This is a genomic window from Pseudanabaena cinerea FACHB-1277 (genome assembly GCF_014696345.1).
GTDB lineage: Bacteria > Cyanobacteriota > Cyanobacteriia > Pseudanabaenales > Pseudanabaenaceae > Pseudanabaena > Pseudanabaena cinerea.
Genome location: NZ_JACJPY010000024.1, coordinates 14969 through 39526, shown reverse-complemented (window position 1 = coordinate 39526; position 24558 = coordinate 14969). Strand labels below are relative to the sequence as shown.

At 47.3% G+C, this 24558-nt stretch carries 12 protein-coding genes; 3 read left to right on the top strand and 9 right to left on the bottom strand.

Annotated features, from left to right (window positions below):
• Positions 1-85: 85 nt before the first annotated feature.
• Positions 86-1111, bottom strand: a complete 1026-nt coding sequence (locus H6F44_RS09640; RefSeq protein ID WP_190350744.1) for an S-layer homology domain-containing protein — start codon at positions 1109-1111, stop codon at positions 86-88.
• A gap of 29 nt (positions 1112-1140) precedes the next feature.
• Positions 1141-2931, bottom strand: coding sequence for a cation:proton antiporter (locus H6F44_RS09635; RefSeq protein WP_190350743.1), 1791 nt, complete (start codon positions 2929-2931; stop codon positions 1141-1143).
• Between the two features lie 224 nt (positions 2932-3155).
• On the opposite strand from H6F44_RS09635, the gene acs reads away from it, so the two are divergent.
• From acs to H6F44_RS09620, 3 genes are all read left to right on the top strand, one after another.
• On the top strand, positions 3156-5126 hold the full coding sequence (acs, locus tag H6F44_RS09630) for an acetate--CoA ligase (RefSeq protein ID WP_190350742.1): 1971 nt from the start codon (positions 3156-3158) through the stop codon (positions 5124-5126).
• Between the two features lie 120 nt (positions 5127-5246).
• On the top strand, positions 5247-6263 hold the full coding sequence (locus H6F44_RS09625) for an endonuclease NucS domain-containing protein (protein WP_190350741.1): 1017 nt from the start codon (positions 5247-5249) through the stop codon (positions 6261-6263).
• Between the two features lie 79 nt (positions 6264-6342).
• Positions 6343-6576, top strand: a complete 234-nt coding sequence (locus H6F44_RS09620) for a hypothetical protein (RefSeq protein WP_190350740.1) — start codon at positions 6343-6345, stop codon at positions 6574-6576.
• A 49-nt stretch (positions 6577-6625) separates the two neighbouring features.
• Here the strand turns inward: H6F44_RS09620 and H6F44_RS09615 are convergent, their stop codons facing one another.
• The 7 genes from H6F44_RS09615 to H6F44_RS09585 form a co-directional block, all read right to left on the bottom strand.
• The gene (locus tag H6F44_RS09615; protein WP_190350739.1) at positions 6626-11434 is read right to left on the bottom strand and encodes a beta strand repeat-containing protein; all 4809 of its coding nucleotides are present in this window, start codon (positions 11432-11434) and stop codon (positions 6626-6628) included.
• Between the two features lie 50 nt (positions 11435-11484).
• Entirely contained in the window at positions 11485-13488 is a 2004-nt protein-coding gene (locus H6F44_RS09610; RefSeq protein WP_190350738.1) for an OmpA family protein, read from the bottom strand.
• 95 nt (positions 13489-13583) lie between these two features.
• Entirely contained in the window at positions 13584-18692 is a 5109-nt protein-coding gene (locus H6F44_RS09605; protein WP_190350737.1) for an OmpA family protein, read from the bottom strand.
• A complete protein-coding gene (locus H6F44_RS09600; RefSeq protein ID WP_190350736.1) occupies positions 18662-19186 on the bottom strand; it encodes a hypothetical protein in 525 nt (174 codons plus the stop codon). The genes H6F44_RS09605 and H6F44_RS09600 overlap by 31 nt, the downstream gene beginning before the upstream one ends.
• Before the next feature lie 5 nt (positions 19187-19191).
• Positions 19192-20826, bottom strand: coding sequence for a DUF11 domain-containing protein (locus H6F44_RS09595; RefSeq protein WP_190350735.1), 1635 nt, complete (start codon positions 20824-20826; stop codon positions 19192-19194).
• A 47-nt stretch (positions 20827-20873) separates the two neighbouring features.
• A complete protein-coding gene (locus H6F44_RS09590) occupies positions 20874-21455 on the bottom strand; it encodes a DUF11 domain-containing protein (protein WP_190350734.1) in 582 nt (193 codons plus the stop codon).
• Positions 21456-21531: 76 nt separating this feature from the next.
• The gene (locus H6F44_RS09585; RefSeq protein ID WP_190350733.1) at positions 21532-24246 is read right to left on the bottom strand and encodes a DUF7925 domain-containing protein; all 2715 of its coding nucleotides are present in this window, start codon (positions 24244-24246) and stop codon (positions 21532-21534) included.
• Positions 24247-24558 lie beyond the last annotated feature (312 nt).

The window sequence follows — 24558 nt, the reverse complement described above, 5'->3', positions numbered from 1 at the left end:
AGCTAAATTCCTTACAATTTTAAATATATATAGATATATATATATCTAAGCTTACATTAAAATAAATAGAACTGACGCAAAATCATTAATTCTTGCTATTTAGACCTTCTACCTCCAAAGCTTTGGTGACAGAGATGCCATCGATCGCTGTGCCGAAATACCACAGAGAGGCTGCGGCTTCGGCGCGGGTGACGGGCTTTTGTGGTTGTAGGATTGTGGTAAAGCCAAAGCTACGGCGAATATTGGCAAGATCTCCTAACTGCCCATCGGCAAAGATCGATCGCTGAGCATTGTCACTGATGCGATCGCTGTCTTGAAAGCCCCATAATTGCTCAATATTTTCAACATTGGCACTGGGTAAGGGTTGCCTAATATCAAGGGGTATTTTCCACTGGACTAATTCTTCGCGCAGTAAAGGATCGTTGGGACGAAAGCGATCGCCTGTGATTAGCCCCGCATTGGCTAAGCCTTGGATGATGGCAAAGTCGGGATGACTTTTGGGGATATCAGTAAAACTAGGATTATCGGTAGACTGGGCAGGGCGAATTTGGCGACTGGGTTGTTTTTGATAAAGGCGGTTATTGGTTTTAAATAGCCATCGGGCATATTCACGGCGGGCAATCAAGGTATTGGGCTGAAATTCTTGCCTGATTTTTGGCTCAATTGTGCCTAATTTGTTGAGATCCTTGAGCCAAGGTTGCAGGGAATTGGGGGCTTGGCTAATGTCGCTAAAGGTGGCAGTGGTGGGGGCGATCGCCTCAAATCTAATCGCTAAATAATCGGTAAGGGATGGTTGTTGAGGCGCTGATGATTTGGGTATGGCTTGCAGGGCGATCGCTGCCATGACTTGTTTTAGATTTAGATTTGGGTTTGCCTTAGTCGGGCTTACTTGAGGAGTGGTTGCTGGGGGGGGGAGTTGTGGCGAAGGAGCGATCGGCTTTGAAGAATCTGGTTCAGGAGCGTTACTAGCGGGTGAAATTGCACCTTCAAGGGAACTACCAAGCTTAGAACCTTGGCAAGCACTAAGGCTGGCAATAACAATGGTAGCAATGCACGCCGATCCAAAAGTTGGACAGATCTTGCTCAAAGATCTAATCGAAGATTTAATCAAAGTTTTAAAGAGCAACTGCATAGAGAACTTTAAGAAGCTTTTTGGTCAATTTCCACAAGATTATTCGGCAGCAAAGGTACTACCGATGGCAAAACACAGGCAATTTCAGGACGGAAGTTAACATAGCGGCTACGGCGCACCGCAATAATTTCTGACTGAATATTCTGCGTACTTTCACCAAGGCAGAGCAGTAAATGGGTGGTTAGCTCCAAGCTCGCCTCAAAGGTGGGATGCACGACTTCTTTAGCTCCCAACTGATACAGCGTATCAATATCTGCATCTTTTTCGGCTCTGACGACAATATCAATTTCTGGGGAAATGCCGATCGCCCTCTGCACACAGAGCCTTGTGGAAATTGGGTCAGAAATGGCTATCAGCATCGATCGCGCATGGCTAATTTCTGCTTTTTCTAATACAAAAGGACTGGCACAGTTGCCATAGAGATAGGGAATCTGCCGCGATCGCAGCATTTGCACCTTGGATTCGGCATCCTCAATGACCAACACAGGATAGCCCTTAGACTGCAATAGCGCCACAATCCCCTGACCGATGCGCCCATAGCCACAGACCACCACATGATCATGCAGTTCCGCATTAGTCATCATTTCCTGTGGCATATCCAACTTGTTCATCCATGCTTGCAGGAATGGTACTTTTTCCAAAAGGCTAAGAATTGTGGGTGTTGCCTTGAGTAAAAATGGTGTCACCATCAGCGTGACGGCGGTTGTTCCTAAAATTAACAAATAAACGCGGCGTGATACTAAGCCTAGCTTTTGACCTTCACTGGCAAGCACAAAGGAAAATTCGCCGATTTGCGCCAGACCTAAACCCGCAAAAATTGCCACCCGTAAGGGATAACGGAAAATGCTCACCAAAGGCACGACAATTAGGAACTTACCCAGCATGACGATCGCCACTAATCCTAAAATCAATTCCCAGTTCTGCACCAAAAATACTGGGTCGATCAACATCCCGATCGCCGCAAAAAACAAGGTGGCAAAGACATCGCGCAATGGCTCGACATAGGTTAAGGCTTGATCGGCATATTCCACCTCTGAGATCATCAAGCCCGCCACAAATGCGCCCATTTCAATGGATAACCCCAAGGACTCCGTAAGCAGCGCAATCCCCAGACATAAAACGATTACGCTCAACAGAAATAACTCACGGCTCTCCGTTCCAGCCACCCAGCGCAAAAAGGGCGGGATCAACCAAATACCTGCGGCGATCGCCAATCCTGCAAATAAGGCTGTCACCGATAGCGCCTTGATCACTTCAATGCTAACGGATTCGGGATGATCGAGGGCAGGCAGTACCGCCAACATTAGCCCCAATGCTAAATCTTGGATAATTAAAATGCCCAGCGTGACCTGTCCTTGCGGTGATTCGGTCTCATTGCTTTCCATCAAGCTTCGCAATACCACCGCCGTGGAGGATAGCGACAAAATACCACCCAAAAAGACACCCTGCACAGGAGTCTCCACCCAGCCCACAAATATCGAAAGGACGGCGGTGAGGGCAATGGTTAGTAAAACCTGCAATGTGCCACCACCAAGGGCGATCGCTTTTACCTTATTTAATTGCTTCAGTGAAAATTCCACCCCAAGGGCAAATAATAAAAAAGCAACACCAAACTGGGCAAGGGTTTCTACCTGAATCAATTCCTTGATTAGCCCTAGCCCCGTTGGACCAACGACAATGCCGCCAAAGATATATCCCAACAGCACGGGCAGTCTTAACCCCGCCGCCAATAGTCCCCCAAAGGAGGCGGCGGCAAGTACTGTCACCAAATCAACAATTAAGCGAAAGTCTTCCTGCACAGATCAAGCTACTAAATATAAAGTTATTAAAATTATTAAAATTTCTCTCTTTACTTTAGTTGATCTCTATGGCAGTTTCCAAGCGACCATCCGATGATATGGCGATCGCCATGATTGGTGTTCTTGGCTGTGGGGTAAAATAGCTAGATTAATCAAAAACCATAAAAAATCAGGATTTTAATAATTCTGCGTTTTTGTACTATATTCATAATTTTGCGCCCACCATGTCCCAGCCCACCATTGAATCGGTTTTAAATGAAAAGCGCCTATTTGCGCCGTCGGCAGAATTTTCCCAATCTGCCCATATTAAAAGCCTAGAAGAATATCAACAAATATACGATCGCGCTAAAGCTGACCCTGCTGCATTCTGGGCAGAACTGGCTACTACGGAGCTAGATTGGTTTGAGAAATGGCATACAGTGCTAGATTGGCAACCACCCAATGTCAAATGGTTTGATGGCGGCAAGATCAATATTTCTTACAATTGCCTCGATCGCCACCTCAAAACAGGTTGCAAAAATAAAGCGGCGCTAATTTGGGAAGGGGAAAATGGCGACTCGCGCACCCTCACCTATGCTCAATTGCATCGCGAAGTTTGTCAGTTCGCCAATGCCCTTAAACAATTGGGAATTAAAAAAGGCGATCGCGTGGGTATCTATATGCCGATGATTCCAGAGGCGGCGATCGCGATGCTTGCCTGTGCCAGAATTGGCGCGGTGCATGGTGTCGTGTTTGGTGGATTTAGTGCAGAAGCCCTGCGCGATCGCCTTGTGGATGCAGAAGCCAAGTTAGTGATCACCGCCGATGGTGGCTGGCGCAAGGATGTAATTGTGCCACTCAAGGAGCAAGTGGATAAGGCGATCGCCAATGGAGCCGTGCCTTCCGTAACTGATGTGCTAGTGGTCAAGCGCACTGGTCAAAACATTCACATGAGCGCAGGGCGTGACCATTGGTGGCATGATCTTCAGCAAGGCGTATCGGCAAAATGCGAAGCGGAACCCATGGATAGCGAAGATATGCTCTTCGTTCTCTATACTTCGGGTAGCACGGGCAAACCAAAAGGAGTTGTCCATACCACCGCAGGCTATAACCTCTACAGTCACATCACTGCTAAATGGATTTTTGACCTCAAAGACACGGATGTCTATTGGTGTACTGCTGATGTGGGCTGGATTACAGGACATAGTTATATTGTTTATGGACCTTTATCCAATGGAGCCACAACCTTAATGTATGAAGGAGCGCCCAGAGCTTCTAATTTGGGTTGTTTTTGGGATGTAATTGAGAAGTACCAAGTCACAGTTTTCTATACCGCACCCACTGCCATCCGTTCCTTTATCAAAATGGGTGAACATCACCCCAATACCCGCGATCTCACTTCCCTGAGACTATTGGGAACCGTGGGTGAACCGATCAATCCTGAAGCTTGGATGTGGTATCACCGTGTGATCGGCGGCGGTCGCTGCCCCATTGTCGATACATGGTGGCAGACAGAAACAGGCGGCATTATGATCACTGCGCTCCCTGGAGCCGTTCCCACTAAACCAGGTTCCGCCACCCTGCCCTTCCCAGGCATCATTCCTGATATTGTCGATCTCGATGGTAATCCTGCCCATGACAATGAAGGCGGCTATCTAATCGTGCGTCATCCTTGGCCGGGCATGATGCGGACGGTCTATGGCGATCCTGACAGGTTCCGTAAGAGCTATTGGGAACATATTCCCCCCAAGGATGGCAACTATGTCTATTTCGCAGGGGATGGGGCGCGTAAAGATGAAGATGGCTATTACTGGGTGATGGGGCGTGTGGATGATGTAATTAACGTTGCGGGACATCGTTTGGGAACTATGGAAATTGAATCTGCCCTAGTTTCTCACCCTGCCGTTGCCGAAGCTGCCGTTGTCGGTAAGCCTGATGATGTTAAAGGAGAGGATATTTTTGCCTTTGTAATTCTCGAAGGCGATCGCCAACCTAGCGAAGAGCTATCCAAGGAACTGAAGAAGCACGTTGTCAATGAAATTGGCGCGATCGCTCGTCCTAATGAAATCCGCTTTGCGGAAGCTCTACCCAAAACGCGATCGGGTAAAATCATGCGAAGATTGCTGCGATCGCTCGCCTCTGGTCAAGAAATCACCAGCGACACTTCCACTTTAGAAGATCGTTCGATCTTGGATAAACTGCGCGAAGGTGCATAAAATCCAAAAGTAAAGTGGTGGCATTGCCGCCACTTTACTTTTGCAAGATTCGTTTCATGTGGGTAAAAGTAAAATTAATATGCGAGGATTTTATTCTATGGTTTATTTCAGGTTAGAGTTATGAGTTCTGATACTCGTGTTTGGCAAGTAAGCGCAGACGATCTTTTAATGGAAATTAATACAAGCAAATTAAATTTTGAGTCGCGGCTGGAAAATTGGCTCGAAAATGACATTAGTATTCTGGATAAAGATCTTTTAGTTATCGGCAGACAAGTTTCTACCGATTTTGGCGGCTCTATTGATTTACTTTGCGTTGATTCGTCTGGAGATACAGTTATTGTTGAGTTGAAGAGAGATAAGACTCCCCGTGATACTGTCGCTCAAGCATTAGATTATGCTTCATGGGTTGTTGATTTATCCTATGAACGAGTGATAGAAATTGCTGATCAGTATTTGAAGCAGCCATTTGAGGATGTCTTTCAGAATAAATTCCTGAAAGATCTACCAGAATCTGTAAATACCAATCATAAGATAGTTGTTGTGGCTTCAAGAATCGATCAAAAGTCAGAGCGTATTATTAGCTACCTATCTAATACTTATGGGGTGAATATTAATGCTGTAACCTTTCAATATTTTAAGACAACAGAAGGAATTGAATTATTAACACGAGTGTTTTTGATCGAGCCAGAACAAGTTGATAGCAATACAAAAAACAAAAGTAATTTTAAAAGAAATCGCCCCCTCTCTCTCGAACAATTTTCTGGAATTGCATCTAATAATGGTTATGACGACCTTCCACTAGGCATTGAGAAGATCAAACCATTATTTTCCAAAATCAGTACCAATCGTTCTAAAATTAATCTTTTTGGAAAATCAAGCGGTAAGGATTTACTGGTAATGAGTCTTCTACCAAATGAATGTTCTGAATCAAAGGGTCTAAAATTTGAGCTTTACGATCAACGTTTTATGAATTGTTTCAATTTAAATGAAAGCCAACTTAAAGCTTCTCTTCCCTTAGATGTCCAGTCTTGGGAATACGATCAAAATGATAATGATATGAAAGGATATCAAGGCTTTTTTATGGCTGTCGAGCAGTTAGATAATTTTGTTCAAAAAGTTTCCCAGTCGAAAACATAAATTAATCGATCACTGCCTAGATTTTTATTCATAGGCATGACATATCAAAAATCCATACGTTTAGAACAAGGTGAAGTGTATGCGTTTACCGATTCGAGGAACAGGGCTGAAAAATATACCCAAAGTCTCATCACGCAATACGGTCAACCGATCTTCGCTGAGACGTAGAAAGCAGCCTAGAGGTTTTGGAGTTGTTGTTATATATCTAAAACCCGAAGAAGTTATGGCGGGTACTCAGAAAGTCAGAACTTACAAGGAGTGGGAAGATTTGCTTAGTGGGGATTTTGGTAAAGAGATTGGCATTATTTGGTAATCCAAATTATCTGAAGTAAAAAAAGAGGGGCGCTATGCGCCCCTCTTTTTTATTTGACTCTGACCTTAAATCTTACAAATCCGTAAGAGCTAGGCGGTAATCCTGCCCCTGTGGCATTAGGCACAGATGGGAATGTCGGTATGCGGGTGACATTCACCGTGACAATGCCATTGGGATTGGTGGTGATGGGCAAAGTGGGATTATCGGGTTGGACACAGCGATCGCTACCCGTGCTAGGTGTGACCTCGCCAATGGTCGGGTCATAATAACGACCGCGATCGCCATCATTTATACCTGTGAGATAGCGGCGATCGCCTATGGTTGTTCCTGTCTGCAACACAATCCCCAAATCCGCAGGTAAGCCACCATCGGTGGGCGTAGAGCCATTAAAAGCATTGGCAATATAGAGCGTATTTGCAGGCACAGGATCACAGATCCGCACATTGTTAGCATTATTCAAACCAATATTTAGATAATAAATTGTGTACTCCACCTCATCCTGTGGACGCACATTTGTCTGGGCAAGTGAGCCTCTTAGCGAATCACTTAGAGGATTAGGCCAGTTATTTGTAATGTCATCATTAGTGGTACTAAGATCATTTTCATATCCATTGAGATCATTAGTGTTAATGCGCGTGATCCGTTTTACTAAAACCACATTTGGCGAACCTCCTTGCACCGTTAACGTTGCCGTTGCTGGAATAGGATTATTGCCAATGTTGGTCTGTAATGCATTGGCAGGTATCGTATTCACATACACGCCATTTGTTGCCGAAGTTACCTGCACAGTAATCCTACAGCCACCATTAGGAATAGTGGCACCATTGTTGTAGGTAATCGTGCCAGCATTGGCAACCACATTGGCTGTTGTACAGGTTCCGCCAATATTAGGCGTTGGGGCAACCAAAACATTCGTTGGCAAATTATCAACAAACGCACTAGTTAAAGTAATGGCTGCGCCAGAAGCATTACCAAGCTGAATCGTGAGGGTGGAAATATCACCTTGGCTAATAGTATTAGGCGCAAATGACTTGGCTATCGTTGGTAAAATTGCCGCAGTTACAGTTGCTTCAACAGGATCGGGGTTTGTAAAGCTTTGAGTGCTAGTAATGCTACCCGCAGGAATGATATTGGTATAGCTTCCTACAGCCGCCACCAAAACATCAACACTAAACGAGCAGGTCGTGCTACTTACAACTGTTGCACTACCGAGAGTGACACTATTGGCTGTGGTGGTAACTACACCAGCAGGGCAATTGGTACTTGTGTTTGGCGGGGAGGCGATCGCCAGCCCTGCGGGTAAAGTATCGGTAATGCCTAAATTGGAAAGGTCAACGGGGCGGGAATTAATAATCGTGATCGTCAATCTCGTGATGTCCCCTGGATTAACCGTTGATGGGGTGAAGCTTTTACCCAACCCAATACCAGGTAAATTTGTCAATGTGGCTTGGGCTTGATCAGGGTTAGTTGCACCTTGAAAACTTCTGACACCAGCAACGGGAATAGTATTAGTCAAGTTGCCTTCAGCAGACGAAACCACTCTAACGGAGACGGTACAACTAGAATTAGAAGGCATGGAGGCTCCCGACAATCTAAAACTACCATCCCCAGGATTGCCAGTAATGATGCCTGATGCACAGGTGGTACTAACATTTAGAGGAGCGGCAAGCTGCATGCCTGTGGGCATATTGTCTGTAAAGTTCACACCAATGTAATTTACCGCCGAGTTGTTGGTTAGTGTAACTGTCAGTAATGAGGTTGAGCCACCAGAGACAGTTAGCGGATTAAAGTTTTTATTAACTAAAACTTGCAAAGGACCATAATTGAGGGTTGCCAAAGTAGGAGCTGATGTTGTGACCCCTTCGGCACTACTGAAATTGGCAATACCCGCAGGAATTACGTTATCAATGCTGCCACTAGCTCCAGTACCAGTAACTTCTACTTGAAATGTGCATATCCCAGGTACACCGCCAACAAAAGCAGGTACAGTTGCCCCTGTGAGGCTAAAGCTTGTTCCACCAGCGATCGCATTGACAGTTCCGCTAGCACAGGTAGTACTACCATTGGGCGGATTGGCAATTGAAATTGTTTGTGCCACTGGACTTTGGGGTAAGGGGTCAATTACCTGCACATTGGTTAAAGGGAAGCTGGCATAGTTGGTAATCGTCACCGATAACACACTGCGACCACTAGGGGCGATTAAATTAGGGGAGAAGGATTTATTTAATTGAACAGCCGTTACCTGTAAGGTGGCAGAAGTGGGGTTAGTATTAGTTCTGCCTTGATTTGTGGTAATTGCACTAGCAGGAATTTCATTAACTTTGTTGCCTGGTGTAGTTGGTACTGCATTCACTTCAACTCTACAAGTTTGATTTTGGTTGATGTTAACGCCAGTCAATGTAATGGTATTGCCACCAGCCGTTGCAGTGAAAGCACCAATTGGGGTAAAAGCGCAGTTCTCACGAGTCAGATTTGGCGTGCTCGCAATTTGTAATCCCGCAGGTAAGGTATCAGTCAGATTTAGTCCTGTCACATTACCTGAACCCGCAGGCACAATAATATCAACTCTAATTCTGGTATTGCTATTAACATTTACGGGAGAAGTCAAAAATGATTTATTAACAGTAATAGAACTAGTATCAATTGTCAGAGTTGCGCCACTAGCAATGGCAGGAGCATTTTCAGCATTAGTGATATTAGCTGGGTTAAATACATTATCTTTATTACCAGCAGTAGTCGGGGTGAGATCGACTTGAAAGGTACAGGTCGAGCTAGCGTTTAAACTTGCCCCAACTAGTCTAAATTGAGTTTCACCACCAGATAAAGCCGTTGTGTTATCTACCCTTCTCACACTACCGCCCGTGCAGGTTGTACTATCATTGGGTGGGGTGGCAACGATCAAACCTGATGGCAATACATCGGGGACGAGAATATTGGTTATGTTTGTCGTACTAGTTATATTTTCGACAGTGATAGTTGCTCTGGTAAGACCATTGACTGTGGTAGTACTAGGACTAAAGACCTTGCTAATTCTTAGCCCAGGCACTCTTACAGCAGCAGTGTTTATATTATTAGCGTTACCTGCATTCTGGTTATTGGTAATCGTATTGGCTGGTATACTGTTGCTCATTGATCCTACTGACTCGGCAACAACTTCAAAGGTAATTGTGCAGGAACTATTGGGGACTAGAGAGCCAGATGTCAAGATTATTTGATCGGGACTGGGATTAGCGCGGTTATTGGCGGTGACAGTACCGTTACAGCTATTAGTCACATTGGGTGGACTATTTAACTGGAGGTTAGTATTTGGGAATGTATCCGTGAAAGCTATGTTGGTGATGCTAAGAGGGGTCGGGTTTGTAAGAGTGAGGGTATAAATACCGACTTCCCCAGGTAGTAAGTCTGTGGCTGTTAGCGGCGCAACAGCAGCAACTGCTCTTGCAAAGGTTTTAGTCCCCGTGATTCCACGGAAGTTAATATTGGCGCTAGTGGCAGTACTTGGTAAGTTTTGGGTATTAGCCACATTATTTGCGTCAATTGTATTTACTTTTAGCCCACCGATGTTAGATGTAACCGTGGCTGTAATTGTACAACTATTATTGGCTGTGGAATTGGGGGGCAATATCCCGCCCGTGATAGTAACAGAATTTGAAGTAAAGGATAAAGTACTATTAGTTGGAGTGCCATCACTGGTACAGGTTGTAGTCCCAAAATTTACAACTGTTAAATCTGCTGGCATTGTGTCAGTGAGATTAATGCCTGTGATTGTGTTATTAGTAGTGGAATTGGTGAGGGTGATTGTAAGATTACTATTTTCTCCAATGTTGGGATTGCTAGGATTAAAACTCTTAGTAACAACTATTCGGGCTTGTTGAACTGCGAGAGGGGCGCTGGTTGGGTTTGCATTAGTAACTCCCTGAGTTGATGAAATTGCGCCAGCAGGAATGTCATTGGTATAATTCCCGATGACATTAGAAGTAATGCTCACTGATAGCGTACAAGTGCTATTAGGTGCAACTGTTGCACCTGTAAGGGTGACAGAAGTGGGCGTTGTTGATGCTGAACCTGTGCCACCGTTGGCAGTGAGGCAAGTGCCGCCAAGGTTGGGTGTACCAGCAATTAATACATTAGCGGGCAAGGTATCGGTAAATGAGGCATTAGTTAAAGGAATACTAAGATCATTATTTCTGAGAGTAATGGTTAATAATGCGGTGTCACCTGTGGCGATCGTGCTAGGGGCGATTACTTTGTTGATACTCGGTGCAGTCATTGTTCTAACTTGGAGAGTGGCATTAGCCTGAGTAGCGTTTCTTTGTACTTGATCGTTAGTTAGAGCATTAATGGGAATATTGTTAATTGAGTTACCCTGAATGGTAGAAGTAACATCTACAGAAATAGTACAACTGCCATCAACCCCTCCAGAAGCAGGAGGAACTGTACCACCATTCAGCGCCATAGAATTACCGCCAACAACTGCCGTGACAGTACCACCACAGCTATTGCCAATGTTTAAGGGGGCGGCAACGGTCATCCCTGCGGGAAAAACATCAGTGATACTGTTACCAGTTAAAGGGGATGCGCTGGAGTTAAATATACTGATACTGAGTCTAGAAACTCCTCCAGGATCGATTGCAATTGGCAAGAAACTTTTGTTAATTGAGGCAACGGTAACTTGGGATTGAGCGGGTGGAGCAGTGTGATGATTGGCAAAGAGAATGAGACTGAGGGTGATGATGAAACCCGCAAAGGGAAGTAAGATCCGCTTGAGTTGACGCAGATTTACTTGAGCAAAGTAATTAAATAAGTAATTAAATAATTGCCTGATTGCCATAATTGCGTTTTGCCATTTCTTTGCCATATTCAAATTACTTCCCTTTTATTGGTTCTTTATTGGATTCTTTATTGGTTCTATCTGCCTTCGATTTGAATGTCTTCTTGTTGGTCGATTAACTGGATCTCGATGCCTTGGGTGTTAAACAGGAAGAATTCTACCCGCCGATCGCGGGCATAGTTAATGACATCGCTTTGATTGGTGAGTCGTTGGCTCTCCCCTTGCGATCGCACCACGATGCGTTCGGGGGCAACACCTTGACTGCGGAGATAGCGACTCACCGAGCGACTACGGCGCAATCCAAGTTCGATATTGTAAGCATCGGTGGCTCTCGGATCGGTGTGACCGATTAGCTCAAGGGTAATGCTGGGGTAGGTTTTCAGTGCCATTACAATTTTGTCTAGCACCTTTGCCGAAGCTTTGCTGATGAAGTCTTCATCAAGGGCAAAGTGGACTTGGCGCGGCAGTTGTAAAGTGGGGGGGGCGGGCGGTGGCGGTGGCGGCGGTGGCTCTATATCAACGGGTGGCGGTGGCGGCGTAGTGCATTGGGGTGACAGTCTGGGATCGGGAGGCATCACAGGGACGGGTTGATTGAGTTCCGCGATGCGGACATGGTGGGCGGGTTCCGATGTGCCGAATTCGGGGTCAGTGGCGATCGCGCTGAGGGTGTCGCCAGCTTGGAGATTGTCAAACCGATGGCTAAATTTGCCTTCAGCGTTGGTTTTGATCGTAATTAGTAATTCCGCAAGCCCTTTACCTTTGACCCGATAGATATCCACTTCGGTATGAGGATCGGCAATGCCATCGATGCCCACTTTGCCATCAATACGATTAAACACATTTGCCAGAAATTCGGGGCTGTTAATGGCAGCATTGCCCGTATCCACACGGCGGTAATAGGAATCGCGCTTGGGGTTGCGCCCATCACCCACCCGAAAATCCCGTTCACCGACATTGCGGCGGTGGATTAGGTCGATGTCTAGACCTTCGATAAATTGGAACTGATTTTGGCGAATTATATTGCGATCGCTGCCAGGAAAACCTTCAACGGTGACACCTGAGCCAGTTTGATTGCTAATGCGATTGTCTGACACAATATGCCCGCGCCCCATCAGATGAATGGCGGAGCGGCGGTAGAAGCGAGAATTGAATTTAACGGAATTGTCTTGCACCCTGATCGCGCCCTCTGGTTTAAATAGGAATACTGCCGCTCCCGCATTGCCACAGATAATATTAGAACGGATCTGCATCCTGTCGATATTGCCTTCTAAGCGAATGGCATCGGGCATTCCATCAAAACCGTTACCCTGAATCACGTTCTGTTGGATCACACTATCGCGGCTATCGACTGCCGTAATGATCCCGCTACCCTGATGATTGGCAATCAGGTTGCGGCTGATATTGGTTTGAATGCCATGAAAGAGATAGATGCCAAAGGCAGAGGGTTGGGCAGGCATCGAGCCATCGGGGGGAATGCCTAGCCAATTGTCCTCAATAATGACGCGCTTGGCAGGGCGATCGCGATCGTGGAAGGGGGCAAACTGGGCGGGGGGCTGCTGCTCAGTGGTGATGGGGGGTGGCAAGCGATGGGATATAAAAATATCACCGAGGGGCGTAACCGCAGTTTCATAATGGCGTGAATTAAAGCCGTAAATGCTCAAGCCCTTGATGCTGACATTATCGCTGGTGATACTTAGTCCACGCATGATTTGTACTTGTGGCGCAGGGGTAATCGTGACAACGGGCTTAGGGATGGGAATTTCCACAGAAAAGCCGCGATCGCTTTGGTATGCGGGATGGGTTGTGCCATCAATGGCGATCGGCGTGATTAGATCTGGTAAAGCACTTTGCAATAAAATTTTCGGATCGCTCAATTCCCGAAAATCAATGTCATGACGCTGGGGACTTGGTTGTGAACTTGGACTAACTTGCCTAGCTTCGGCTGTCGTTAATTGATGAACTGCCAATTTACCATTAGCAAGCATAATCGCTTCCCGCAAAGTAATCACACTATCGCGGTCATTACTATCGAGATTGCTATTAACGGCGATCGCCAGAAACTTCTGAGCTTGCGCTGGCAAGGAAAAAGGAAAAAGTAGAAAGGAAAAACTATTCAAGGAAAAAAGAAAAAGGAAAAAAGAAAATCTACTTAGGGTAGTTGCAATATCTAGTTTTTTCATAATCTTCCTCCTTCAAAACTTTTTTCTTTTTCCTTTTCACTTTTTCCTTGTTCTTGTCCTTCTTCAAACAGTTCGGTTCTGATCAATTCACCGCGAATCTCAGGTTGTTGACCGTTGAGGGAGTTGAGCCATGAAGTTAATACGTCGCGATCGCGGTTCATTAAGAAGTTCAAAGCGGAGATGAAGCGCTGAGTGCGAAGATCGGGGGCATTGGCGACAATGGTGGTCGGTTCGGTGAGCAGTAAGGATAGCATTTGGTCGGTGGGGGTGTAAGACCAGAGGGGAATGTTGGTATCGGCGTTGGCATTGGGGAAGCTAAATCGTGGCTGAGCTTGCTCTTGAGGTGCGGTACTAACTAGGAATGAGAAACCAGTGGTTGGCTCTAGGAGTAGGCTGAGAACTTGCGAATTGCTAAGTGTTGGATTGTTGGGCAATAGGTTGGGTGGCAAGAGGGCGAGGGGTTGACGGGTGTATGTTTCTGGATCGAGTAGTTGACCGAGCAGGAGGTTGGGAACTGGGGTGAGGGAGAGGGTATTGTCGGTGAAGTCGGTGAAGAGGACTGGGCTATTAAAGATATTTTCCCGTCTATTTTCCTGTCCATTGTCTTGTCTGAGGTTTCTCGGCAATAGGGCAAGGCGATTATCCAGATTTAGCAATTGACCGAGCAGGAAGAAGCGACTCTGGGCTAGGCTGCTGGTTTCAAGGCTATTCAAGTTGCCGCTAAAGGCATTGCTAAAGGTATCAATAGCATTACCGCCAAAATTGATCTGGCTAGTGGTGAAGCTTGACGGTTGAACGCTAAGGTTAAATTCTTTCCTAAATTCTTCCCTAAATAAGAGGCTAAGGCGATCGCCATTAGCCCGATCGCCATTAGCCCGATCGCCATTAGTCTGATTGCCATTAGCCCGATCGCCATTATTAGCAACATTTGCGGGTTGGTTGCGCTGAGCAACGGGAGTTATTACCGTTGGGACATCAACAGGCTTATTATCAGGCTTATTATCAATCAAATCATCGGGCAGCTTGGCGATGGGTAAGCCCTCTAGGTTGGCAAGGGTGACTGTAACTTGACTGGCTTGCATGGGGCGATCGCTATTACTAATCAAAATGCGATCGCTGCTGATGCCCTTTTGCAACAGATAGCTGCGTAAGCCCATCAAGCGATTGACCTCTAGGGCGGAGCCGTCCAGATTGCCCTTGATTTCGATGGCAATGTCAGCGCGATCGGCAACCCGACGGATCAAAGCATCAAGATTGGCATTGCTCACATCGGTCATTTTACCCATCGGCGCAAACTCAATCACTTGCGAAATCGCGGCGACCTGCGGCACATTTGCCGATGCTACAGGATTATTATTTTCCTGCTTGGCAATGTCGGGCAGAATGTTTTGTAAAGCCGCGTTGCCCTGTCCCTGGGCTAAGCGTTGGGCAATCTGAGCAAAGGTTGCCTTTGTGCCGCCGATGTTTAGATACACTTCGGCGCTTGCTTCTGGGTTGGCAGCCGCTCCTAGCGATCGCATGGTGACGCGCCCCGCCGTGATGCCATTGTTCAATAAATAGGTGCGAATCTGTCCTAGTCGCTGCACTTCCGTACTGGCAACCGTTCCCGACTGACTGAGAGATGCCAGATGTCCCTGCACTTCGACATTCAAGGCGGGATATTCGCGCATCACTAGCACAAGGTTATCGAGGACAACTTGGCTAATGGGGGAGAGGTTGGCTTGATAGGATGGGAATTGAATGGGCTGCGCGAGGGCAATCCGCATCATTTCCGTGGCGGGGTCAGCCTCTTGGGAAATTTTAGGATTAGTATTTGTAGGCTTATTAAGGTTTGGTAAGGCAATCGGCGTTTGCGGATCTACAGGCTCTTTGTATTGCGGGGTATCCATTTTTTGCAAGCCAAAGCCATCAAACAGTTCATTGAGCTTGATCGTTACGGCGGCATAGATGCCCCCCGCCGATCGCGTGCCACTAAAGTCGCGATCGTTATTCACCGCCCCAGAGCTATAGCCCAAGGCAAAGCGCAAATTGGGCGTGGGGTAGTAACCCACCTCTGCCATAAAACCTGTTTCACTAAAGCCTGCGGTGGGTTGATTGATAAATCGCGCTTCGCCTGTGAGGTCAAAGTTATAGCCCATGCGATAGGTGGCCCGTAGCTGTGCCAAGTTGATCACCGATGTACCCACAAAGTTTTGGGCTATGTAAGCTGTGCTATTGCGAAGGGCATATTTGCCATAAAATTCCCATTGCCAAGTGGGGGCATAGATGGCTTCGATGGCAAATACTGATTCTTCCGAGCCTGAACCAAAGCCACTAATTAAGCTGTTGGGAATGGTGCTAGGGTTTTGCCGATATTCGTAGCGTAGCAAGGCATTCAGAGAATCATTATGGGGATCGCGATATGCCAGTCCCAACCTGATGCTAGAGGTGTCGCCAAAATTATTGATGGTTTGATTGGCAACGCCCGATCGCTGATAACGGAAGAGGGCAGTGAGAGCTGGGCTAATTTTGCCCAAGGCAGAGGCGCTCAGCACCGTGTTCGCACCTGCGCTAGAGTTGCGAAATTCATAGCGGGCGCTGGCTTTAAAGTCTGGATTATCGCTATATTCCAGTCCAATATTGTAATTATCGCCACTTTGCAACGCTAGGTTAGCGGTGTTTGTGCCAGTGGTCAGGGGTTGCAGCACTTGACGGGCGGCGGCATTGTTGACCTGATTATCGCCAAAAATCCTTTCGTAACCCAGGCTTAATCTTAACCCTGGGGCGATCGCCCATCGATGATTTAAGCCAATCGCCCCTTGGGTGGTGGTGGTATTCGCGCCGCCGACAATGGAATAGCGACCTGATACAGTGGTGTCGGGTGTAAGTTTGTAATCCCCCACGACTTCGGCGGTAGTGAAGTTACTGCCAGCCAGCACGCCACTACTAAACCACTGCTGCCCCAATCTAAAGCTGATGCCTTCGATCACTTGCCAATCTAAGGCTAAGGCAGTGCGATCGGGCAGGATCGAATCGGAGTTATTGGAGAGGCTAGTTTCGTTGAGGGCTATGAATTTGAGATTGTTCGCCAAGGGCATGGTCAGCCGTGATCGCAATTGGGTGGAGTTGCTGGTGAGGGAAGTATTTAAGAAATCTTGGCGATCGCGCATTAACAAATCTAGTTCGGCAGTGGCAAAGCCTAGCTTTTGGATCAAGCCAAAACTAAAGGTGCTGAGGCGATTGTCAACGGGTGTGCCAGGCGCAGATTGGGGATTGAGATCGAGAAAACTTCTGAGGGTGAAGGGCTGGGGGGCAACACCGCGATTTTCTTCGCGATCGTAGGCGGCGCGGAGGGTGGTGGAATCGGTCAATTTGGCATCGACACTCAAGCCATAGCGAGTCTGTCCAGGGGTAAAACTAATGGTGGCATTATTTACAAAGCCCGTATCGGTTTGGCGATAGAAACCTCTAGCAATAATGCCTTGGGCGATCTCTGCCATGCCCTCAAAGCGCAAAGCCGAACCTGAAACGGGGGCTAATAAATTCGTAGCTTGGTTTTCCGATCGCGCATATTCACCAATGAGATAGGTATTGCGCCCGAAGGAAAACAACGCATTTGCACCATAGAGTTGAAAATTCCGCGCACCTTGATCCTCCTTGTAATAATTCATGCCCAGCCAACTGGGAGTTTCGGCATGGCGATGGAAGTGATAACGCAGTTGTCCGCCATAAACGCTATTATTGGAGCCATTCTCATTGTCGTATTCGTAGGAGGTGATAATCCTCCGCACGAGGGTTTCGCCGTTGCTGCCAATATCTGTCTGGAAAATCGGTTGACGGAATTGCAGAGAGCCGCGATCGTAATCAATTTCATAGTCTTTGCTGCGCTCCAACTGCTCCCGCCGTACGATTGTGCCTGGGCGCAATAGCTCTTCCCATTCAATAAATATATTTTCACTGCCAGGAGTCACCAATCGGCGCGATAGGAAATAGAAACCACTTGTGCCATCGGGGGGAATAATATCCCTTTGAAAACCCTTGGTATTGTTGCTATAGAAGCCTGTTGCCTGTAAATCGCCGATGTTATAGTTCAGTTTCAAGCCGTTTAACTGACGGGTGAAACCAGTATATTCCTGCGATCGACTCGTAAATTCGGGGGTACGGAAATCGCCCCACATTAGGAAATCAGTGCCAGCATTGGGAACAGGTGAAGTGCGCTCGGCTCTTAGGAAGACGCTGGTTAAGGATGGGGTTTCGGTGGTGTAAGTGGAACTGTCGCCATAGGTGGGATAGATTTGCTGACAGAACTGCATATCCCGAAATAGACGGCTGCGACCTTCACAATCTTCATTGAGGGTGCGGCGAGTATTGAATGCCCCCGTGACTAGCCATTCCCCCACGCGCCCAGTACCAAAGGCGGCGGCGTAAAAATCGACATTAGTAGAATTATTGTGATCGCTGGGTAAGAAATCGCGGAAACTGCGATAGTAGTCGGTTCCCCTCGCGCCAATGCGTACATCCACCACCCCCGTGACGATGGAAGGGCGCAAATTCGTTTCAAACTGTAATTGGGTGAAGGCTTCCGCCTCCCGATTGTTAAATCTGGTGTTGGCGCGAATTCTGGCATAGCCCGAATTGAGACTGGCTTTGAGCAATGCCGAAAACTGCCCTTCCCTAGCCTCCACCTGAAACCCTGGTTGATCGGCTTGGGCATCCGCGCCAATAAAGTCGCCATCGCTGGCGGTAAGGGTAATCATGGCACTGCGGTTAGAGCGATCGCCCTTTTCATCAAGCAGTAAACCCTGCACCGTGGCAGTGCTGCGCCCATCGGCAGGAATGCGCGTTTCTAAGGTACTAATTTGTAATTGGGTGGCGGCTCCCCGCAGTTTTACCCTAGTTGTGGCGATCGCCTCACCGCCAACAATTTTGGCTGTAATAATATTTTCGCCTTCATCCAAAATCACACCATACCAAGTTTGGGTGACGGTTTTGGCGGTGCTGTCGGCATCAGTACGTCCAATGGCATTGCTATTGACCTTGCGTCCATTTACCGATAATTCAGACTCAGAACCAAGGGGCAGTCGCAAGATCACAGTCACCCCAGGGACATCGCTGAGGGTGTCCATGCTGGGGGAGAGGATGGAAATTTGGGGATTGGGGATTGGGGATTGGGGATTGGGGATTGGGGATTGGGGATTGGGGATTGGGGATTGGGGATTGGGGATTGGGGATTGGCTGTTGGCTGTTGGCTGTTGGCTGTTGGCTGTTGGCTGTTGGCTGTTGGTTGTTGGCTGTTGGCTGTTGGTTGTTGGCTGTTGGCTATTAGCTGTTGGCTGTTGGCTGTTGGCTCTGGGTTTGATATTGGTGAGGGGGTCTGCTCAGGGGTTGGATTAGTCCGAGCGCTTAAATCACTTAAATCATTGGCGATCGCCCCTGAGCCAGTATCAGTTACCAGAAAAATCACAGCGATCGCTAATAAACCGATGGTTTTAAACATCCCAAATTTGAGATGGAAATTTAATGGTTGATTAGCCAACAGCCAACAGCTAATAGCCAACAGCCAACAGCTATTTCCTTTTTCCTTTTTCCCTTTTCCTTTTCCTTTTCCTTTTATAGTCATTGGTTTCATTTCTGCTCTCCCGCACCCTTAAATGCAGGTGTCACCCCAAAGTTAGCCCTAGCCAAGCCCCCTGGTGAGAGGCGCACTAGTCGCGATTGGCTATTGCGCTCAATGAAATATAGATTTGGTGCAAGGGTGTAACCAGGCAGAGAACTAATATCTAGCGCTAGAGTTCTCGCCCCAGGAATCACGTTTGCCATGGAATAAACACCATTGGCATCGGTGACAATGCGATTGCCGTCATCCATAAAGATCACTGCGTTCGGTACACCTGGTTCGCCATTTTGTTGTTCCCCATCAAAGTTCTTATCCACAAATACGCGCCCGATTAAAGTGGCGCAGTCAGTCACGATGCCTGGGCGGATTCGCATTGTAAAAATGGCAGGTCCATCGCGCACGATGCTTTTATTGTCACTGCGCGAGGCTGAAGCGATCGCCGCATTGCGCCCCGAACCTCTGACGGCATCGGGGGTAATTGCCACCGCATAGGCAAGTTGAATTTCATCATTGCCCACTGGCATCTCAGTCTGGATTGCAAAACTGAGATTTCTGCCATTTTCCGTTGTTAATACAGAAACATTACTACCGCGAAAAGAGGCGATCGCCGAATTCGGCACATAGTTAAATCCAAGGGGCAAGGTGTCGGCAATCTTGGGGTTACTGAGGGTTGCCTTGGTAAGATTCTTAATTGATAAACGATAGGAAGCAATATCCCCTGGTTCGGCGGCAGCGCGATCGCCCGTTTTAATAATTTGTATTTCCTGCGATTCACACATCGCCGCGTTCAATTGCAACGCAATCAACGATAGGGGAATATTTTCAGCATTTTTAACCAGTACTGAACCCTCCGCCACAAATACGCCATCCGCCCCGATGGGGCGACCATCTAAAGCCGCCGCCGAATAGGAAAGTACACCATCAGCAGTTAAAGTTTCAATTTTTAACTGCACTCGTCTCTGTGCCACACCTAAACTGGTGGGCGCATTCACCAACAAAATATAGGTACGCCCTGGTGTAGTCTGCCCCTTATTTACGTCAAACAAAAAGTTGTAAACCCCACGCCTGCCATTGACAGGCTCATTGGTAATGAAGTAAGGGTTGCGGTTAAAGACATTGGGGGGGATACCCTCAGGTGGTCCAACACTTGGCGGATTAGTGGGAGTCAGATCCACCAATGCCCCCACTTCGCCCACCTGTATAGTTTGGGCAATTCTAGGGTCTGGAGCAATCTTGGAGGAATTAGAAATAATCGCTTTGCTCTTTTGAGTTTGGCTATCGACTGATGCCATCAATGCTTCGCCATCCCCCATTGCCACCACAGGCTCATACACTCCCACCGAAAAGCCTGTGTAATCAGGAAATTCGCCGCCAGCACAGTCCAAAATTTGTCCTAAAGGATCGATGAGGCGATCGCCATTGATTCTATTAATCTCTGAAGCTGCATTCACTGGCACGGTCGTACCAGTGGTTGAACCAGGGGCATTGTAAGAACCTCGCCCTTGATTTCGCAATTCAAAGGTTCGCGCCTGCCCTAAAACATCACTATTAGCTAAGCTGATGCAAACTAGAAAGCTGCAACACCATACGCAGAAGCGGAAGCTCCAGCGCTGTAATGTTTTTTTGAGCGATCGCTTATTCATCAAATCCCTACAAAATATCCAAATAGAAGCCTTGAGGAGACTTCAAATTACTTAACTCGCACTTGATAGGAAACTTGTACTCGCGAATTCGCAGGTAAGGTTTCGCCAAAGTTCCAACGTACATGGGTGTAGGCATCGGTTGGTGCTGGGCGCTCTTCAACCTTGCCATCACGACCGCGCACTTTAATCACAGGCTGAGGACTAAAGCTCTTACCGCCATCGATACTAAAGTCAACGCTGGAATTAGTTGCACTCGCCTTAGTTGCCGACTGCATAATGTACACCATGCCATCAGGTATGGGCTGCGTTACTGCCAGATTCCGCATATTGCGACTGGTGTTATTTTCCGCCGTGACTGTATAGCGCAAAATGCTGCCAGGAACCACTTGAGGAGGCAATTGATTCCATGAGATCTTCTGATTGCCATTTTCGTCACGGCTCAATTTTTTGATCTCTGCCGACAATAAAAGTGCCACAGGCTGCTGCTGTGTTTGGGCAACCCGCAAATTGTTTTGTTGCTGATTACCAAAGGAGCTATTGGCGATCGCTGGCAGCATATTGATCGAAGCGATCGGTAAAACCACCAACGTAGCGACTAGGCTCAAGGAGCCGAACAGTAATTTCTTCATAATCTATTCCTAAATTCAGAAAAACAGGAAGATTTTGATGTTGCCTACGGCAACATCAAAATCTCTATAACATCAATTAGTTAACACGACGGTGGAAACGGAATTGACCTTGGAAAATCGCAGGGTCGGCCGCAGGTGAGATCGTACCCACATTGTTTACATAGATGCCAACCGTAGCACCTGTTAAAGGATCAGGGATTGCCGCACCATCATAGGTGATCGAACCTTGAGTCGCGAAAGTTGTTTGGGCAAAACCACCTTCAACAGTTGCATTGGAGAAGTGGACGGATACCGCACCCCAGTTGTTAGGTGCTAGTGCGCCATTTTCGGTGATTACCAAATTGGCAGCATCCAAAATCACACTACCCGTACTTGCCGCCGTCAGAGGCAACGAGAAGTTGACGTAATCAATCACATAACGGATCACGTTACCAGGTTCGGCAGTCTTGGGCGTTGTATCAAGACTGCCATTTGACGCAGGTGTAACGGGGCGTGGGTTAGTACCTTGTAAGACCTGTGACCGCTTGCGAAGTCTGACATAACCTGTATAGCCGCGATCAATGGTGATGTTAAAGATCGGGTCATTGGCAGCCAGAAATGCGCCGTTGTTGTCGTTATCTACAAAAGCAACGATTGGCACATTGAAACCTGCACGGGTTGGGTCGTTGCCACTATTTGCGAAGCGATCGGCTGACAATGCAGTGCCACCAGGTAGATTGAGGGAAACAGTGTAATTGTTCAGCACCCCTGGCAGCACGTTGTCAAGCAAAATGGACTGAGAACCAGGTGGTAAGCCTGAGCTTGCCGCAGGCACAAAGGTATAAACACCACCTGCATAATCGTAAGCAGCCACCTGTGTACCAAAGGTAATCGTTACGCGAGTACCATCAGGAATATCCGCAGCAGGCTGTGTAGAACCTACAACTGTAGTTGGAATAGAAGCATTATCAGGAGGCAATGGCAACAGACGCACTGTGTCTAAACGAGTGGTGTTGCTAGGTGGGTTTTGGAAAGTGTTGTTAAAGACAATTGGATCAGGGTCGTAAGTTGTACCAGGTACCGAGTTTGCCGCAGGTAGGGCAGCAGAGCGGTTGGTAAAGTCATCCTGATTGTTGTTAATCCCGATCGCCCCAGGGACATTATTTGGTCCATTGAGGATGCTGCCTGGAGGCACAATGGGGAAGATGTTAACCTCACCAGCAGGCCCCGAACCACTGTTATTGTTAGCGCCGTCAGTATCCTGCACCCCTGGGTTAGCTAAGCCCGTATCGGTTGTGGGGTTAAACAATGTACCTTCAACCGCAGGTGGCACAGCACCTTCAAAGTTGTTGGGGTTTTGGTCGCCCGACTCGTCATAGACTACGCGATTAGTCGCATCGCCAACGGTTTCACCAAAGACCTGAGCAATGTTATTGATCACACCACCTTCAGCAGGCAAGCCAGAGGTACGGACGCGGATACGGAAGGCATTTGTCACTAGGTCAGTTCTAAAGCCTGTGGGTAAAGTACCAGTAAAGATGTAACCAACACGGCGAACAGTTGCAGCCGTGCCAGCCGTTGGTGCGGTGGTAGACCAAACTGCTGCGGGTAAAGCTCCTGCTGCTGTGCTGACCACAGGAACCGTAGTAGTTGGTAAGGTTGCCGCCCCGTATTGGTAAACCGCTTGCCAGTTCGCAGGTAGGTTTAGGGCTGCATCAAAGGTATGGTCAATAACTGTACCTGTAGGGATAACATCAGAGATCAAGATGCGGGTAGCATCTGCTTCTGGTCCACCATCGATAAGACGAATAGTTGTGCCTTCGAGTGCTGTCGTCGTATAGATGGAGGGATTAGGGGATAAGTCAGCAACGCGCAGATCGAGGCGATAAGTTAAGAGGTCATCTGTTACAGTTGCAGGAGTAACTGGATCATAGGCAACTCTAGCTTTGAGGACAGTTGATAGGGCAATATTGCGAATTGCGGTTGCAACTGTGCCACCTTGGAACGCCGAAGCTTCGCGGACACCGTTAACGGGCAAGTCAGTACCTGCAACAGCAGGATCATCAAAGTTGACGGTACGCACTTCGTTAGCACCAGTGGGAGTGTCACCACCAGCCGCCGCAGGTGGCTCAGTACCAGTGTCGGGTTGGTTTTGTGTGCCAGCACTATTATCGTTAGCACCTGTATCGCCATAGCGGACATTAACTGCATCACCAGCACCTGTGGCTGTGACTGTACCAACGACTCTAACCCTTACTGATGCACCTGAGGCAATGGGAGTAGTGGGAGTAATGGTTGCAGTATCAAACGCAGTACTCCGCAGGGTTTCGTTGGCATCATCAAAGTCACCATCGTTATTAAGGTCAAGCTGATATTGCAAACCTGCCTCATCCAGACCATTGACGGCATCGGCAACCGCAGTAATAGCTGCTATTGATGGGAAAAAGATATGACTAGGAGCATTACCTGTATTAGTAACTAAGAAGTCAAAATTAATGACATCATTGGTGGAAATACTACCGCCGTTGGTATCAATAATCCCCGCAGGCGTATTGGTGATACCTGCAACCTCAGCCACGGTAACATCAACAGTGTTGGAGGTGGTGGTGATGGGTACACCAGGATTATTGGGATCTTCGTAAGTTCCTGATGCTCTGTTTTGGATGAGCGTATTGGCGGGAGTGGGGGGAACGGTCTGCGCGATCGCTAAGTAAGGAAGCAGTAAAGACGATACCCCCGCCACACCTAGTGATGCTGCTATCAATCGATAGAATGAAGACCGATGACTACCTTTTTGGCTATGCTTAGGCATATATTATTAGCTACTCCTCATAAAAAAAATTTATTTCCTTCTTGAAACGAAAGAAATAGTTACATCTGTGCGAAAATAGTCATAGGGAAAACTTAAATCCAAACAGGTCGTTGCTTCTTTTCCCCAAAAAAAGCGATCGGATGGCATTGATAGCAGTCACCCATCAAACCTTTGGATTCTTGGACTTAAACCACAAAAGCTCAAAGCCCCAGCTAGGACGTGATCAATCTACATAGCTCCCTTTAAGATGTCCGCTTACTGCATCTATAAGGAGCATACAAAACAGCCTAGCCTATTATTCCCAGATAAATC

Excerpts from the sequence above, each read along its gene's own strand:
- H6F44_RS09590 (WP_190350734.1), bottom strand. The coding sequence starts at position 21,455 with ATGAAGAAATTACTGTTCGGCTCCTTGAGCCTAGTCGCTACGTTGGTG.
- H6F44_RS09605 (WP_190350737.1), bottom strand. The coding sequence starts at position 18,692 with ATGGACACCCTCAGCGATGTCCCTGGGGTGACTGTGATCTTGCGACTG.
- acs (WP_190350742.1), top strand. The coding sequence starts at position 3,156 with ATGTCCCAGCCCACCATTGAATCGGTTTTAAATGAAAAGCGCCTATTT.
- H6F44_RS09620 (WP_190350740.1), top strand. The coding sequence starts at position 6,343 with ATGCGTTTACCGATTCGAGGAACAGGGCTGAAAAATATACCCAAAGTC.
- H6F44_RS09585 (WP_190350733.1), bottom strand. The coding sequence starts at position 24,246 with ATGCCTAAGCATAGCCAAAAAGGTAGTCATCGGTCTTCATTCTATCGA.
- H6F44_RS09600 (WP_190350736.1), bottom strand. The coding sequence starts at position 19,186 with ATGACTATAAAAGGAAAAGGAAAAGGAAAAGGGAAAAAGGAAAAAGGA.
- H6F44_RS09625 (WP_190350741.1), top strand. The coding sequence starts at position 5,247 with ATGAGTTCTGATACTCGTGTTTGGCAAGTAAGCGCAGACGATCTTTTA.
- H6F44_RS09595 (WP_190350735.1), bottom strand. The coding sequence starts at position 20,826 with ATGAATAAGCGATCGCTCAAAAAAACATTACAGCGCTGGAGCTTCCGC.
- H6F44_RS09615 (WP_190350739.1), bottom strand. The coding sequence starts at position 11,434 with ATGGCAAAGAAATGGCAAAACGCAATTATGGCAATCAGGCAATTATTT.